Source organism: Acetobacter suratthaniensis, assembly GCF_017377745.1.
Lineage (GTDB): Bacteria > Pseudomonadota > Alphaproteobacteria > Acetobacterales > Acetobacteraceae > Acetobacter > Acetobacter suratthaniensis.
The window spans coordinates 95,606-109,695 of the sequence record NZ_JAFVMG010000002.1; the positions used below are offsets into that span (position 1 = coordinate 95,606).

Here is a 14,090-nt window from a genome sequence, read left to right on the forward strand (position 1 = left end):
GAGCATACCGGCTGCACGACTCATGAACAGTCTTAACAGATACGGCATAGGCATGCCGCTTACCTCGCTCTATTATCCCATGTCAAAGGCGGCAGCTTGCACAGCCTGCCGCCCGCCCCAGAAGCCTGGAAAGAATACACGCATATGCCAGCCCCGCCCGCCCAACACCCGGCCCCCATCACCCGCTGTCTGGGGCTGAAAGCCAGCCAGCGCTCAAAACGGGGGCAGGAAATCGCGCGTGCAACTCTGGCCACCTTTATCGCGGGTATGGCGCTTTACACTGTGCATGGCTTTTTACCTGCCCTTGCATGGGGCGGGGTTTTTGCCATTGCCACATGGCCGCTTTATACCCGGGCCTGCAAAGCCTGGCCCGATGCTGCGGGAGGCACAGTGCTGCCCGCCCTGTTTACGGCGGTAATGGCGCTGATATTCGTCATTCCCCTAACACTTCTGACGCTCGAAGCCATCGGCGAAGCCCAGAGTGTGCTGCGCTGGCTTGATGGCGCGCGCGCCCATGGCGTGCCTGTGCCCGAAGCCTTGGGCCATCTCCCCTTCGGTCAGGCTGCCATTACACAGTGGTGGCAAAGCCACCTGACGGACCCACGCAATATTTCAGGCATGCTGGGTGCTCTGGATAATCGTGGCATGGCTATCACCAAAGCACTCGGTGCGCAGATCGCCCATCGTGGAACCCTGTTCTGCTTTTCCATCCTGACCCTATTTTTTCTTTATAAGGATGGGCCTTCCGTTATCCGCCAATGCCGCGTGGCCTCCTGCCGTGCCTTTGGCAAACGGGGGGAAACCATCGGCCGCCAGATAGTGGCCTCGGTGCATGGCACGGTGCAGGGGCTTGTTCTGGTGGGCATAGGCGAAGGCATTATTCTGGGCATCGCCTATATGGTGGCCGGAGCGCCTCATCCTGCGCTTTTTGGTGTTATTACCGCTGTGGCGGCCATGATCCCGTTCTGCGCGCTTGTAGCTGTGGGACTGGTTTCGCTGCTGATTCTCGCACAGGGGGCCTCAGCAGCCTGTGTGATTATTTTTGCGCTGGGCGCCACAGTCATTTTCATTGCCGACCATTTCGTACGCCCTGCCCTGATCGGCGGCAGCACAAAACTGCCATTCCTGTGGGTGCTTCTGGGCATTCTGGGAGGAGCCGAAACATGGGGCCTGATTGGCCTGTTTATCGGCCCGGCCATTATGGCAGCACTCAACCTGCTGTGGCGGCGCTGGACATACGGCAATAGCGAGGCAGCCCCATAAACAGGGGCGCCTCGCCATACCAACTTTTCGGAAAAATATCGGGCAGGCGGGATTCGAACCCACGACCCCCAGTCCCCCAGACTGATGCGCTACCAGACTGCGCTACTGCCCGTTAAGTGTGAAGCGGTGTTTAGCAGGCGATCCCACACGGCACAAGCCCGTGTGAGATAATTTTTTGCTTAAACAACAAGTTTCTGGCGAATGGCCAGCAGCTCCACCAGAATACCTTCCAGTTCAGCCCGCAGATGCGCGTCATAAACAGGCACGGCAACAGGAGCCGCCTCTTCCTGTACGCTGGCGGTTACAGACTGAGCTTCAGACTCCGCAATAATATCCTGCACCTCAGGGTTTTCATGCTGAAGAGCTTCGGCAACATCCACCGATTCCGCCGCGGTATCATCGACCACACGCGCAGGCATGGGAACAACCATGCCGCTATCGAGCAGGCGCTGAACACCCTTGACTGTATAACCCTGCGTATAAAGCAGATCGGAAATATGCCGCAAAAGGGCAATATCATCCTGCCGATAATAACGCCGCCCCCCAGCACGCTTGACCGGCTGCACCTGCTGGAACTGGGATTCCCATAGTCTCAGCGTGTGCTGAGGCACATGCAGTTCGTCGGCAACTTCACTAATGGTTCTGAAAGCGTCCGGTGCTTTTTCCAATTCGTCCAATCCCATGCCCTCTTCCTCGGAATCCAGCGCTTCCAACAGACCGATACGCACCTGCCCGGCGCTGCCGTATTCCGAAGAATCAGTCATCGTCATAGCCTTCATACCCTTCCGGGGGTTCATGATTGACCTCAGCTTTCAAAAGCTGACTGGACCTGAAAACCAGCACGGAGCGTGGCATGATCGGAACTTCCTCACCCGTTTTCGGGTTGCGTCCCGCTCGTTTGCCTTTCTTGCGAACGGCAAAGGTGCCAAATCCACTGATCTTGACGCTTTCTCCGCGTTCAAGCGCTTCCATGACTGTCTCCAGAACATCTTCCAGGAGCACAGACGACTCTTTACGAGACAGACCTACCTGCTGATAGACCTGCTCTATCAAGGATGCACGCGTCACAGTTTCCATGAATCGGAGCGTAACCACGCCCGCAGGGCGCGTCAATTCATTCGCACAAACGTCGCATTTTTATAGAGAGCGCAGTCGCCGCCGGTTACATCCGAACTAGCGCCGAACCCCATGTCAACCCGCCGCCCAGCGCCTCAAGCAGCACCAGATCACCCTTGCGGATACGCCCGTCACGTATGGCCTCATCCAGCGCCAGCGGAATGGAGGCTGCTGAGGTATTCGCGTGTCGGTCAACGGTCACCACCACCCGCTCGGGTGGCAGGCCAAGTTTTTTGCCCACACCTTCGATAATGCGGATATTGGCCTGATGCGGCACAAGCCAGTCTACGTCGGCATAGGACAGCCCCTGAGCCGCCAGCGCCTCATCCACCGCAGAAGACAGCTTGGAGACAGCATGACGGAAGACATCGCGCCCGCTCATGACCAGATGACCGCTTTTGTCGGGCTGCCCCACGGCACCATCGACATAGAGCAGATCGCCCAGCGTGCCATCGGAATGCAGGTGGGTGGACAGTAGCCCGCGCCCGTCATCCTCATCCGAGGCGGACAGCACCACAGCGCCCGCACCATCACCGAACAGGACGCAGGTGCCGCGATCCGACCAATCCAGAATGCGCGAATAAACCTCGCTGCCAATCACCAGCACCTTGCGGGCCATGCCCGCGCGGATATAGGCATCAGCCGTAGCCAGCGCAAAAATGAACCCTGAACAGGCCGCAGAAAGATCGAAGCCGAAGCCTCGCGTCATACCAAGCAGAGCCTGCACGCGCACCGCAGTTGACGGGAAAGCCTGATCGGGGGTGGCCGTTGCGAGAAAAATCGCATCAATATCGTCGGCAACCAGTCCGGCATAATCGAGCGCTGCCTGCGCAGCCCGCGCTCCCATACTGGCGGCTGTATCATCTGGCCCGACCTTATGGCGACGGGTAATGCCGGTGCGGGTTCTGATCCACTCATCCGACGTGTCCAGCTGGGCAGCAAGCTCGTCATTGGTCACAACCCTGTCTGGCAGGTAGCTGCCAGACCCGATCAGAAGCGCATGCTTCGTCATCGCCATTCTTTCATTATCCACCGCCGCAACGGACATACATCGCTGCTCACCACGACAGGCCAGTTCATGTCTATGCGTCTATTCAGGAAACCGGAACCGCAACCTCGCGTTCTTCGGCTACCTTCTGCCCGGAGAGCAATGCCCCCATATGGCTGAGACGGTCACGGATACTGTCATTGAAACCATGCGTAACCATGTCCATGGCTACATCAACGGCTGCGGCAAACCCTTCGGCGTCAGTGCCGCCATGAGACTTAACCACCACGCCGTTCAGGCCAACAAACACCGCGCCATTGTAGCGCCGGGGGTCCAGCCATTCCTTCATCCGCTCCAGACCGGGGCGGACAAGCAGATAACCGATTTTTGCCAGCACGCTGCTCTGGAACACCCGGCGCAGCAGGGTGGTGGCCATTTTCAGCACACCCTCGCCCGTTTTGAGCGCAACATTGCCGGTAAAGCCGTCCGTCACAACCACATCGGTCGTGCCTGCGGTAATATCATGCCCTTCCACAAAACCGTGGAACTGGGCAGCCAGCGGGCTTTCGCGCAGCGTTTCCGCAGCAACCCGCAGCTTTTCATCGCCCTTGAGTTCTTCCGAACCGATATTGAGCAGGCCGATGGTCGGAGCCGGGAGACCCAGCACCGACTTGGCAAAGGCTTCACCCATGACCGCGAACTCAACCAGATTGCGCCAGTCGCATACGACATTGGCGCCCAGATCGAGCATGACCACGTCACCTTTCACGGTCGGGCTGATAGCCGCCATGGCGGGACGGGAAATACCCGGCAGGGTTTTGATCACGATCTTGGCCAGAGCCAGCATGGCCCCGCTGTTGCCAGCGGACACCACGCCCTGAGCACGCCCACTGGCCACGGCATCCATGGACAGACGCATGGAGGACTGCCGCTGGCGCAGAGCCTGCGTGGGCTTCATGTCCATGGGAATGGACACATCGGTATGCCACACCGTGCACACCGCTGCCGCACGGGGATATTTAGCCAGCAGCGGTTGCAGTCTGGCCTCATCCCCGATCAGCAGGACGCGCAGATCACGGTGGCGTTCCGCGGCAATGGAAAGCCCGGCAACAACGACCTCGGGAGCCCCATCGCCTCCCATTCCATCCACCGCAAGGCTGAACGCCCCGGAGGGATCGGAAGGAAAACTGTCTGGAATCTCGGTCTTGTTCATGCCTGCTTCTCTGCCATGCCGCAGATGCCTTGCTCCCGTATCCGCACGCCTGAGCGCACGCTCAATACCCGCCTGAAAAATCAGGCGCGCACAGCTACCTTCAGCGCCTTGCCAGCGGCAACCACTTCACGCCCATCGTAATGGCCGCAATGGCTGCACACATGGTGCGGGCGCTTCAGCTCACCGCAGTTGGAGCATTCAGCAAAAGCCTCGGCGCTGAGCGCCTGGTGGCTGCGACGCATACCACGACGAGAAGGCGAAGTTTTTCTTTTGGGTACAGCCATGAGCCTGAGCCCCTTCCTGCAAAGACAAGTTAATAAATGCCCGGCTCGCGTTCCTGCGCCCTACCAGACAACACCATTCGGTTCATCACCAGACTGAGCCGGGGCCTCTAGCAGACGGAGGGTTTTTTCGCAAGTAATGCAAAAAGAAAACCCGCGTCTTTCTTTAACGCCCGCTCAGGCTTTTCCACCATTCCAGCGCGACAGCGCCGCAAACGGGTGGGGTCGCTGCTCGCTCTTATCCAGCGCTACGGGCTCTTCCGCATCGTCCTCATCCCTGACGAGGCCGGGCGGCAGATCAATATCCGGCGCATGGGGATAGGGATCGAGATCAAGCGCAAACTGCTCAACCACGGCCTCCCCCAGATCAATCTCCTGACCATCATAGGGAATTTCATCCGCCGCATCCATGTCGGGCAGATCAGACTCCACAAAATGTTCGGCCGGGACGAAACGAACCACAAAAGAGCCTGCAATCATATCCTCAAAAGTTTCAAGACTGACAACGCAGGTCTGCATGAAGCGTGCCGCCAGCGCTCCCTGAGCCTCCACCACGCCGCGCTTCTGATCACGCAGGTGGTAACGGCAGCGCAGCATATCAATGCGCGGCAACTTGAGCCGGGCCGCAACGGCGCGGCATTCCGCTTCTGTTGCCTCCACCGTGATTTCCGTGCCGTTCACACCGATTCGGCGCACGGCCAGAGGGCGAGAAAATTCAGGCCTGTCTTTCATGGAAACCTCCACAGGTGGCACAATGGCTCTTTCAAAAGTCGCGTGCCTGCGGGCCACGCCCGCACATGGCACACGGATCGTTCTATCATATCGCCCCGCAACAGGGGAGTAATGCCGTGCAGCAAAGGGGAAATACGCTCCAAGCTCCATTCAGGAATTGACGCACCGCAATGGTTCGGGCATCCGAAACAAGAGAAATAAGCCCGGCCGGAGCAAGCCAGACCCTATGGCTTGAAACCACGGGGGACAGAAACGCAGGGAAAGCCTGAAACGCATGACACTGCCACGCCGCAACCGGATGACGCGCCTGCATGGTGCCTGCACAGCCCTTGCGGCGGTTCTGGCGCTTTCGGGCTGCGCGGTTTTCTCCCCCACGCCCATCCCGCGCGGCTCTCTGGTCGAGGCGGATGATTACAACCAGCTCATTCCCGGCTCCAGCACCCGTGCCGATGCGCTTGATCTGATGGGCACCCCCACCACCAAAGGGGCCTTTGACGACAATACGTGGATTTATATTTCCATGACCACGCGGCTGGTACCCATGGATTATCCAGCCGTGCTCAAGCAGGATGTGGTGGTTCTGAAATTCACCCCGACAGGCACCCTGCAAAGCGTACGCGCCCTTGACCGCAAGGATGCGATACATGTGGCCATGGTTTCCAAGATCACCCCGACCCCCGGCACCAAAGTCAATGTTCTCCAGCAGATTTTGGGCAATGTCGGTCGCTACAACCCCATGCAGAACATGATGGGCTCCGGCTCGGCTGGCGGCATGATGGGTGGCTACAACAACCAGGGCCCCGGCCACTTCGGCTCTGGCAACTCTCTCTGAGCGCCTAGCGCGGCAGGGTAATCCTGACGCGCAGCCCACCTTGGGGCGAATCCTCCAGCGTCAGTTCACCGCCATGGGCGCGCACGATATCGCGTGAGATCGTCAGCCCAAGCCCTGTGCCATTGATCTGACCGCTTTCAAAAGCAGTCAGAACCCGCTCGCGCCGATCCGGCTCGATACCCGGCCCGTTATCATCCACCAAAAATACTACCCGCTCGGGCGTAACCCGAACTGTCAGGCTGACACACGCCCCATGGCGGCGGGCATTGTCGATCAGATTGGTCAGAGTTCTACGCATGGCGTCAGGCCGCATGGGCACCACAAGCTCTGGCGAGACTTCCAGCCGCACCTCACGCCCGCCTGCCCGCGCTGCCGCCGCAACAATTTCTTTCAGGAATGGCCGCAGCGCGACATCTTCGACCTTTTCCATCCCCTCGCCGCGCACGAAGGCGAGATAGGTACCGATCAGGTTTTCCATCTCCACCACGTCGCCCACCATGTCGTCGATATCCTGCCGCAGATCCTCCGCACGCACGACGCCGGTTTGCGGGAGCATGACCAGAGAAAGCCGCAGACGGGTCAAAGGAGTACGCAGGTCATGAGAGACCCCGGCCAGAACCCGCGTCCTTTGCGCTACAAAGCGGTGTATGCGTGCCTGCATGCGATTGAACGCCACAGCAACCCGACGCACCTCCTGCGCGCCTGTAGGCCGTATCATGCCCACATCACGCCCCAGCCCGAACTGTTCCGCCGCATGGCCAAGCATGCGAATAGCCCTGACCTGCCTGCTCATGAACAGGCTGGCCAGCATGAACAACAGCAGCGTACTACCCACAGTCCAAGCAACAAACAGCCAGATCTGCCCCATATCCAGCCGCTTGCGCGGGGCGTCCACCATCAACACACCATCAGGCAACTGTATGAAAATACTGACTTTTCTTGGATCGCGATTCCATGAAATATAAAATGGATAGGAGATGGACGAGGCCAGATCGCGCACCAGATCATCATCCATCGGCCCCAGCACATGGGTGGAACCAAAGTGATCCAGCTTCATGCCCGGCCGCCACTGCTCCCGCAGGTGCAGATGTGACCACGCCTGTGATACAAACCACGCCTTGTCAGCCGGGCTTTTAAGCCGCTCCAGCGCATTGAGCGACAGCACGACCTCAGAGGCCACGCTGTCCGTCAACCTGCGCGAGACGACCTTGAGAAAATTACCGTAAAACAGCTCAAGCGCGATCCCCTGCGTGGCCAGCAGCGGAAACAGCACAATCAGCAACGAACGCCCGAGAAACGAACGGGGCAAAAAGCGCCGCAGAATTCTTTCCATCCTGCGTCCTCCCTGCTCCACCATAAACTGCCACAGACGCGCTCCCCGGCCCATCGCGCCTACAGGCCCGGCTTCAGGACATAACCGCGCCCTCTGACCGTTTGCAGGAAGCGCGGCTCCCTCGGGTCTGTTTCAATACAACGGCGCAAGCGCGTAACCTGCACATCCACTGCGCGCTCGCCTATTTCCAGCATATCCAGTGCCGTAGCAATTTCCTCGCGCGAGAAGATTTCGCCCGGCCTGCGCGAGAGCACGGCCAGTAGCGCAGCCTCGCCCCCGGTCAGGTGAATATTGCCATCTGGCCCCTGCAAAAGCAGGCGCTCCAGATCAAACTCCTTATCGCCAAGACGCACGATGCGTGGCGTGCCCGGTGTTGGCGCGGGCTGGTGTCGCCGCAGATGCGCCTTGAGCCTGAGCAGCAGTTCCCGTGGCTCGAACGGTTTGGCAAGATAATCATCCGCCCCGGCTTCCAGCCCTGTAATCCGGTCTTCCGGTTCGCCTCGGGCGGTCAGCAGGATAATGGGCATGTCCAGACCATCCGCCCGCAGGGTGCGGGTAAAGTCCAGCCCGTCCTGTCCGGGCATGTTCACGTCCAGCACAATGGCATCCGGCTGGATACCATTGAGCGTCTGCCGCGCTTCCTCCGCATGAGCCGCAACGCTGATACGAAACCCATTTTCAAATAGATAGCGATGCAAAAGGCGACGCAGCCTCGGGTCATCATCCACCACCAGAACATGCGATACGGCTTCTTCTTCCACCGGCTGTACTCCTGTCGCCTTAACCGCCATGCTGGCGCCCGGCCTCTACCTTGCCTTCATTCGCCAGAACGCTCCGGCTATGTTCGGACAGCATGCCAAGCATAACCCGCCCAAATCCTTCCACCGCAGCGCCCCCCGCCTCTCGGTAGGCCTCCATAAGCCGCTGACGCACCACGGCAAACAGCCGGGCTTCGGCATCCTGCCCGGCGGCTGTCAGAAACAGCAGGCGCTGGCGTCTGTCTTCCCTGCCCCGCCGAATTTCCAGATACGCACGCTCTTCCAGCTCGTGCAGGGTGCGGCCAAGGCTTTGCTTGGTCACACCCAGAATATCCTGCACCCGACTGACCGGCATGCCGGGGCTGAAGGCCAGAACCTGCATGACACGATACTGTGCACGACCCAAGCCGTCTTCCTCCAGCATAGAGGCCACGGCTTCGGCCATGTCTCTTTGCGCCAGAAACATCAGGGCTTGTGCAAACCGCAACCGCTCTTCGCGCAGGAAGAGCAGGTCCGCACCCGCAGCGGCACGCGAAGGCAAGGCCGCCATGTGCGCGGGGCCGCCTAGGCCGCCGCCTGTGGCCGGGCAAACCCGATCAGAGCCATGACACGCTCACGCGCCTTCCCCAGCCGCTGCACACAGGCCAGACGCCTGTCCACAAACGCCGCCAGCGCAGCCTCATCCGACGCACCTGCCAGCCAGAACAAAAAACTGGCTCCATATACCTGCGCCAGGGTCAGCCGCTTGGTCAGGTAGGTGGCTCCCGATGACTCATCCCGCGCAGCCATCCAGATTGCATTGACCGTACGCATCCACCCGCGCCGAAATGCCGCCTGCCCCCCCCCGACAAGCTGCGCCGATACACCACGGGCTGCCGCGCGCCGCACCGCTTCATCCATGGGCAGGCGGCAAAGCAGCGCTTCGCGCACACGCAGGCTCAGCCGCGGCTCAGATGTCTCCTGCATACGGGCCAGCATGTCGCGGTCGCATAGGTCTGACCACGCTTCCACCAGTTCCATCTCTCCGCCGGGGAACAGCAGTTCCGCTTCGCTGCCCGCTACATCCCGCAGGACAGACACCCCCCAGCCCCGCTCACCCGCCACAGCGGCCAGCGCACGCAGGGCAGAATCCCGCTCAGAATGACGGGGCATAGCCTGCGGCATAACGCCAGTCGCCAGCGCCGTAGCCGCCAGTGAAACCGCCTGCTTCAGATTATCTGGCCGCATGCTCATGCTTTTCCCCCATACCGCGCCATTTCGACATCAAAGCCCATACGGCTCATATCCGTCATGCGCATGGGATAGAGGATTCCATCAAGATGATCCATTTCATGCTGCATGACATGCGCACGAAAACCGGTCGCAACCCCTTCAATCTGCTGTCCGTTTTCATCCAGCCCCCGATAACGCACCGCCCTGTAACGCGGCACCTCGCCCCGTAGTCCCGGCAGGGACAGACAGCCTTCCATACGCAGCAGCGTTTCCTCGCCCAGCGGTTCCAGTTCGGGGTTGATGATCACCTGCACCGGCAGGGCCGGATCATCCGGGCCTTCGCTACGGGTTGGCGGCACGGAATACAGAAAAAGCCTGCGTGAGACATGCACCTGCGGCGCCGCCAGCCCCACGCCCCCGCTCTGCTCCAGTGTTTCGCGCATATCGCTGATCAGACGGCGGATTTCAGGAGCCTGCACATCGTCAACCGTCTGCGCCTCAGCCAGCAAAACAGGGTGGCCCATACGGGCTATCGCAAGAACTGCCATCGCTTTTATTGTTCCTTCATGCGTCAGGCGGCATTTTTTTTGCTTAAAACACGTTTCCGTGCCCACCGGAAACGCAAGAACAAATTGTATCTTCCATTCAAACAGTGTTATAGAACCCGCCAACAGGGGAATCGGTTCGCCCTCGTGGCGAGGCGGTGCCTATTCCAATTTGGCTTCCAAAAAGCCGGGCGACCGGATTTTTCTGAACAGGGGTTAGTGACCAAGTGCACGTTCTCGTCCGTGACAACAATGTCGATCAGGCTCTTAAAGCGCTCAAGAAAAAAATGCAGCGCGAAGGCATTTTCCGTGAAATGAAACTCCGTCGGCATTACGAAAAGCCGTCTGAGCGCAAAGCGCGTGAAGGTGCGGAAGCCGTACGTCGCGCCCGCAAGATGGAACGCAAGCGCCTGGAACGCGAAGGCTTCTAAGCCTTCCGCCCTATCAGGACGCGAAAAAAGGTCGATCCCGCTCGGATCGGCCTTTTTTTATGCCTACCTCCTGCCCCACGCTACAGGGCAGGCATAAAAAAAGGGCGCCCAACCGGAGCGCCCCTTTTCTGCCGCCCTGCCCTTTCGCAAAAAACGAAAGAGCAGGATCAGTTTTTTATTTCTGCAGTTTGTCCAGTTCGCGCACAATGGCCTCGCCCATAACAGCCGTGCCAACGCGCGCCATGCCTTCAGACATGATATCCGCCGTGCGCAGGCCGCTGGCCAGCACATTGGCAACCGCCTGCTCGATCAGGTCTGCCTCGGCCTGCATATCCAGCGAGTAACGCAGCAGCATGGCCAGAGACAGGATCTGTGCAATCGGGTTGGCAACACCCTGCCCTGCAATATCAGGCGCGCTACCATGAATCGGCTCGTACAGCGCCGGGCGCTTGCCATTGTCCTGCACCGCACCCAGCGTTGCGGAAGGCAGCATGCCAAGGCTACCAGTCAGCATGGAGGCCAGATCGGACAGCAGATCCCCGAACAGGTTGCCGGTCACCAGCACGTCGAACTGGCGCGGGTTGCGGACGAGCTGCATGGCGCAATTATCCGCCAGCATATGGCTCAGTTCCACATCCTTGAACTCACGCCCATGCACATCGGTGACAACTTCCTTCCACAGAAGCCCACTTTCCATGACATTGCACTTCTCGACCGAGCAGACCCGGTTGGAACGCTTGCGGGCCAGATCGAAGGCCACGCGCGCCACGCGCTCGATTTCACCCGTGGTATACACCTCGGTGTTGATACCGCGGCGGCTGCCATCGGCCAGCGTTTCGATGCCGCGCGGTTCGCCGAAATAGATGCCACCGACAGTCTCACGCACGATCATGATATCGAGGCCACGCACCACTTCGGGACGCAGCGTGCTGGCATCCACCAGCGCATCGAACACCTTGGCAGGGCGCAGGTTGGCAAACAGCCCCAGTTCCTGACGCAGCTTGAGAATGGCAATTTCAGGCCGCTTGTCAAAACCGACATGCGTCCATTTCGGGTCACCAACGGAGCCGAACAGCACCGCATCGGACGCCCAGGCTTTTTCAATCACCTCGTCACGGATCGGCACGCCATATTCAGCCAGAGAGGCACCGCCCACCAGATCATAGGTCAGGTCAAACGTAACGCCGCGGTTCTTTTCCAGCCAGGCAAGAACCCGGTTCGCTTCCTGCATGATCTCGGGGCCGACACCATCGCCCGGCAGGACAAGAAGTTTAATGGGGGTCTTCTGCTCGCTCATGACGCGCTCCGAAAAAAGAAAAAATCAGTCGATATGAATGGAAGGCATCCAGGGCTTTTCCTGATGCTCACGATTTTCATAGCGGGTGATGCCCTGCTCATGCTTGAGGGTCTGGCCAATATCGTCCAGCCCCTCAAGCAGCAGGTGCTTGCGGAAAGGATCGATTTCAAACGGCACTTCCTCACCATCGGGGCGGATCACCACCTGCCGGGCCAGATCGACCGTCAGGCGGGCATTCTCACCCATGGAGGCATCATCCATCAGGCGCTCACAGATCGCACGCGGCAGGTTGATGGGCAGAATGCCGTTTTTGAAGCAGTTGTTGAAAAAGATATCGGCAAAAGACGGTGCAATCACGCACCGTATGCCAAAATCCAGCAGAGCCCAAGGCGCATGCTCGCGGGACGAGCCACACCCAAGGTTGTCGAAGGTAATCAGGATTTGCGCTTTACGCCACGGCTCGCGGTTGAGAACGAAGTCAGGATTTTCCGCCCCATCCTCGCGGTAGCGCATGGCGTCGAAAGCATGCCGCCCAAGCCCCGTACGCTGCGTGGTTTTAAGAAAGCGCGCCGGAATGATCTTGTCCGTATCGATATTGGCTTCCGGCAGGGCGGCCGCAATGGCGGACAGTGTGGTAAATTTTTCCATCAGACCAGCTCCCTCACATCCGTCAGGCACCCTGTAACCGCCGCAGCCGCAGCCATAGCAGGCGAAAGCAGGTGGGTACGACCACCCGGCCCCTGCCGTCCTTCAAAATTACGGTTGGAGGTGGACGCACAGCGCTGCCCCGGTGTCAGGCGGTCGGGGTTCATGCCCAGACACATCGAGCAACCTGCCTCGCGCCATTCAAACCCGGCATCGAGAAAGATCTTGTCCAGACCTTCTTCCTCGGCCTGACGCTTCACATTGCCCGAACCAGGCACGATCATGGCGCGGACACCCTGCGCCACCTTACGCCCTTCGGCCACGAGGGCTGCGGCCCGCAGGTCTTCAATACGGCTGTTGGTGCACGAGCCGATAAAGACAACATCAACCGGTGTCCCGGCAATGGCCTGCCCCGCCTGCAGGCCCATATAGTCAAGCATGCGCTGCATCTGAACCCGGCGGGCCTCATCAGGCTCCTGCGCCGGGTCGGGCACAGCACCACTGATCGGCAACACCGTTTCGGGGCTGGTGCCCCATGTCAGGGTTGGGCTGATATCTTCTGCCCGCAGGGTCACTTCTTTATCGAAATGTGCGCCTTCGTCGGTCGAAAGCGTTTTCCAGTACGCAACAGCACGGTCGAAATCCTCGCCCTTGGGGGCAAAGGGGCGGCCACGCACATACTCGAAGGTCGTGTCATCCGGGGCGACAAGCCCTGCGCGTGCACCGGCCTCGATCGACATGTTGCACAGCGTCATGCGGCCCGCCATGTCCAGACCGCGTATGGCCGAACCCGCGAATTCAATCACATGACCCGTGCCACCCGCCGTGCCGATATGCCCGATGATCGCCAGCATAATGTCCTTGGCGGAAACACCATGGCCCGGCACGCCCTCAACGGTCACGCGCATGTTCTTGGCCGGTCTTTGCAGAATGGTCTGCGTGGCCATCACATGCTCGACTTCGGAGGTGCCGATACCGAATGCCAGAGAGCCCATGGCGCCATGTGTGGAGGTATGGGAGTCCCCACACACAATGGTCATGCCCGGCAGGGAAATACCCTGCTCTGGCCCGACTACATGCACGATCCCCTGATTGGCTGAAAGCAGCGGGAAATACGGAACCCCGAATTCCTTTACGTTGCGTTCCAGCGTTTCAATCTGATTGCGGCTTTCGGGTTCCTCGATCGGCTGGGTGCGATCCGAGGTCGGGACATTATGATCCACCACGGCAATCGTCCGCTCGGGATGACGCAGGCGCCGCCCGGCCAGACGCAGCCCTTCGAACGCCTGAGGACTGGTGACCTCATGCACAAGATGACGGTCTATATAAAGAATGGAGGTGCCATCGGGCAGAGTTTCCACGACATGATCATCCCAGATCTTGTCGAACAACGTGCGCGGCGCCATGGCCACCTCTCCTTCTTATCCTGCCCTGTTTATGCCGT

General features: G+C 59.6%; 17 protein-coding genes and 1 tRNA gene. 3 read left to right on the plus strand and 15 right to left on the minus strand.

The window, feature by feature from the left end; all coding sequences use genetic code 11:
- The first annotated feature begins 144 nt into the window (after nt 1-144).
- Nucleotides 145-1,263, plus strand: coding sequence for an AI-2E family transporter (locus tag J2D75_RS03980; RefSeq protein ID WP_207853088.1), 1,119 nt, complete (start codon nt 145-147; stop codon nt 1,261-1,263).
- 38 nt (nt 1,264-1,301) lie between these two features.
- Here J2D75_RS03980 and J2D75_RS03985 read toward each other — a convergent pair.
- The 7 genes from J2D75_RS03985 to J2D75_RS04015 all read right to left on the minus strand — a co-directional run bounded on the left by J2D75_RS03985 (nt 1,302) and on the right by J2D75_RS04015 (nt 5,593).
- A tRNA-Pro gene (locus J2D75_RS03985) sits at nt 1,302-1,375 on the minus strand.
- Nucleotides 1,376-1,442: 67 nt separating this feature from the next.
- On the minus strand, nt 1,443-2,027 hold the full coding sequence (locus J2D75_RS03990) for a MerR family transcriptional regulator (RefSeq protein WP_243428478.1): 585 nt from the start codon (nt 2,025-2,027) through the stop codon (nt 1,443-1,445).
- Complete coding sequence (locus tag J2D75_RS03995; protein ID WP_207853090.1) at nt 2,020-2,340, minus strand: integration host factor subunit alpha; 321 nt, start codon at nt 2,338-2,340, stop codon at nt 2,020-2,022. Before J2D75_RS03995 ends, J2D75_RS03990 begins: the two co-directional genes overlap by 8 nt.
- A gap of 85 nt (nt 2,341-2,425) precedes the next feature.
- Nucleotides 2,426-3,397, minus strand: a complete 972-nt coding sequence (locus J2D75_RS04000) for a beta-ketoacyl-ACP synthase III (protein WP_408736734.1) — start codon at nt 3,395-3,397, stop codon at nt 2,426-2,428.
- A gap of 76 nt (nt 3,398-3,473) precedes the next feature.
- The gene (plsX, locus tag J2D75_RS04005; RefSeq protein ID WP_207853092.1) at nt 3,474-4,580 is read right to left on the minus strand and encodes a phosphate acyltransferase PlsX; all 1,107 of its coding nucleotides are present in this window, start codon (nt 4,578-4,580) and stop codon (nt 3,474-3,476) included.
- A gap of 80 nt (nt 4,581-4,660) precedes the next feature.
- Nucleotides 4,661-4,864, minus strand: coding sequence for a 50S ribosomal protein L32 (gene rpmF / locus J2D75_RS04010; RefSeq protein ID WP_081773538.1), 204 nt, complete (start codon nt 4,862-4,864; stop codon nt 4,661-4,663).
- Nucleotides 4,865-5,038: 174 nt separating this feature from the next.
- Complete coding sequence (locus J2D75_RS04015) at nt 5,039-5,593, minus strand: DUF177 domain-containing protein (RefSeq protein ID WP_207853094.1); 555 nt, start codon at nt 5,591-5,593, stop codon at nt 5,039-5,041.
- A gap of 274 nt (nt 5,594-5,867) precedes the next feature.
- Here J2D75_RS04015 and J2D75_RS04020 point away from each other — a divergent pair, with 274 nt between their 5' ends.
- Complete coding sequence (locus tag J2D75_RS04020; protein ID WP_207853096.1) at nt 5,868-6,425, plus strand: outer membrane protein assembly factor BamE; 558 nt, start codon at nt 5,868-5,870, stop codon at nt 6,423-6,425.
- 4 nt (nt 6,426-6,429) lie between these two features.
- Here the strand turns inward: J2D75_RS04020 and J2D75_RS04025 are convergent, their stop codons facing one another.
- From J2D75_RS04025 to def, 5 genes are read right to left on the minus strand one after another with little or no spacing between them, the layout of a single operon-like run.
- On the minus strand, nt 6,430-7,758 hold the full coding sequence (locus J2D75_RS04025; protein WP_243428479.1) for an ATP-binding protein: 1,329 nt from the start codon (nt 7,756-7,758) through the stop codon (nt 6,430-6,432).
- 59 nt (nt 7,759-7,817) lie between these two features.
- Nucleotides 7,818-8,549 carry a response regulator gene (locus J2D75_RS04030; RefSeq protein WP_207853101.1) on the minus strand — a complete coding sequence of 244 codons (732 nt, stop codon included), beginning with the start codon at nt 8,547-8,549 and terminating at the stop codon, nt 7,818-7,820.
- Complete coding sequence (locus J2D75_RS04035; protein WP_207853103.1) at nt 8,539-9,066, minus strand: MarR family winged helix-turn-helix transcriptional regulator; 528 nt, start codon at nt 9,064-9,066, stop codon at nt 8,539-8,541. Before J2D75_RS04035 ends, J2D75_RS04030 begins: the two co-directional genes overlap by 11 nt.
- A 14-nt stretch (nt 9,067-9,080) precedes the next feature.
- A complete protein-coding gene (locus J2D75_RS04040; protein WP_207853105.1) occupies nt 9,081-9,749 on the minus strand; it encodes a ubiquinone biosynthesis protein COQ9 in 669 nt (222 codons plus the stop codon).
- Nucleotides 9,746-10,276 carry a peptide deformylase gene (def, locus tag J2D75_RS04045; protein ID WP_207853107.1) on the minus strand — a complete coding sequence of 177 codons (531 nt, stop codon included), beginning with the start codon at nt 10,274-10,276 and terminating at the stop codon, nt 9,746-9,748. The genes J2D75_RS04040 and def overlap by 4 nt, the downstream gene beginning before the upstream one ends.
- Before the next feature lie 224 nt (nt 10,277-10,500).
- Between def and rpsU the strand changes: the two genes are divergently transcribed.
- Nucleotides 10,501-10,704 carry a 30S ribosomal protein S21 gene (gene rpsU, locus J2D75_RS04050; RefSeq protein ID WP_081773585.1) on the plus strand — a complete coding sequence of 68 codons (204 nt, stop codon included), beginning with the start codon at nt 10,501-10,503 and terminating at the stop codon, nt 10,702-10,704.
- Between the two features lie 175 nt (nt 10,705-10,879).
- Here the strand turns inward: rpsU and leuB are convergent, their stop codons facing one another.
- The 3 genes from leuB to leuC are packed head-to-tail and all read right to left on the minus strand — an operon-like array spanning nt 10,880 to nt 14,052.
- Nucleotides 10,880-12,001: a 3-isopropylmalate dehydrogenase gene (gene leuB / locus J2D75_RS04055; RefSeq protein WP_207853109.1), complete on the minus strand. Its 1,122-nt coding sequence runs from the start codon at nt 11,999-12,001 to the stop codon at nt 10,880-10,882.
- 24 nt (nt 12,002-12,025) lie between these two features.
- Nucleotides 12,026-12,649 (minus strand): 3-isopropylmalate dehydratase small subunit, encoded by a 624-nt coding sequence (gene leuD, locus J2D75_RS04060; RefSeq protein WP_207853111.1) that lies wholly within the window; start codon nt 12,647-12,649, stop codon nt 12,026-12,028.
- A complete protein-coding gene (gene leuC, locus J2D75_RS04065) occupies nt 12,649-14,052 on the minus strand; it encodes a 3-isopropylmalate dehydratase large subunit (protein ID WP_207853113.1) in 1,404 nt (467 codons plus the stop codon). The genes leuD and leuC overlap by 1 nt, the downstream gene beginning before the upstream one ends.
- Nucleotides 14,053-14,090: the final 38 nt, after the last annotated feature.

Coding starts and splice junctions, on each gene's coding strand:
- J2D75_RS03980 (WP_207853088.1), top strand. CDS start 145: ATGCCAGCCCCGCCCGCCCAACACCCGGCCCCCATCACCCGCTGTCTG.
- J2D75_RS03990 (WP_243428478.1), bottom strand. CDS start 2,027: ATGACTGATTCTTCGGAATACGGCAGCGCCGGGCAGGTGCGTATCGGT.
- J2D75_RS03995 (WP_207853090.1), bottom strand. CDS start 2,340: ATGGAAACTGTGACGCGTGCATCCTTGATAGAGCAGGTCTATCAGCAG.
- J2D75_RS04000 (WP_408736734.1), bottom strand. CDS start 3,397: ATGGCGATGACGAAGCATGCGCTTCTGATCGGGTCTGGCAGCTACCTG.
- plsX (WP_207853092.1), bottom strand. CDS start 4,580: ATGAACAAGACCGAGATTCCAGACAGTTTTCCTTCCGATCCCTCCGGG.
- rpmF (WP_081773538.1), bottom strand. CDS start 4,864: ATGGCTGTACCCAAAAGAAAAACTTCGCCTTCTCGTCGTGGTATGCGT.
- J2D75_RS04015 (WP_207853094.1), bottom strand. CDS start 5,593: ATGAAAGACAGGCCTGAATTTTCTCGCCCTCTGGCCGTGCGCCGAATC.
- J2D75_RS04020 (WP_207853096.1), top strand. CDS start 5,868: ATGACACTGCCACGCCGCAACCGGATGACGCGCCTGCATGGTGCCTGC.
- J2D75_RS04025 (WP_243428479.1), bottom strand. CDS start 7,758: ATGGAAAGAATTCTGCGGCGCTTTTTGCCCCGTTCGTTTCTCGGGCGT.
- J2D75_RS04030 (WP_207853101.1), bottom strand. CDS start 8,549: ATGGCGGTTAAGGCGACAGGAGTACAGCCGGTGGAAGAAGAAGCCGTA.
- J2D75_RS04035 (WP_207853103.1), bottom strand. CDS start 9,066: ATGGCGGCCTTGCCTTCGCGTGCCGCTGCGGGTGCGGACCTGCTCTTC.
- J2D75_RS04040 (WP_207853105.1), bottom strand. CDS start 9,749: ATGAGCATGCGGCCAGATAATCTGAAGCAGGCGGTTTCACTGGCGGCT.
- def (WP_207853107.1), bottom strand. CDS start 10,276: ATGGCAGTTCTTGCGATAGCCCGTATGGGCCACCCTGTTTTGCTGGCT.
- leuB (WP_207853109.1), bottom strand. CDS start 12,001: ATGAGCGAGCAGAAGACCCCCATTAAACTTCTTGTCCTGCCGGGCGAT.
- leuD (WP_207853111.1), bottom strand. CDS start 12,649: ATGGAAAAATTTACCACACTGTCCGCCATTGCGGCCGCCCTGCCGGAA.
- leuC (WP_207853113.1), bottom strand. CDS start 14,052: ATGGCGCCGCGCACGTTGTTCGACAAGATCTGGGATGATCATGTCGTG.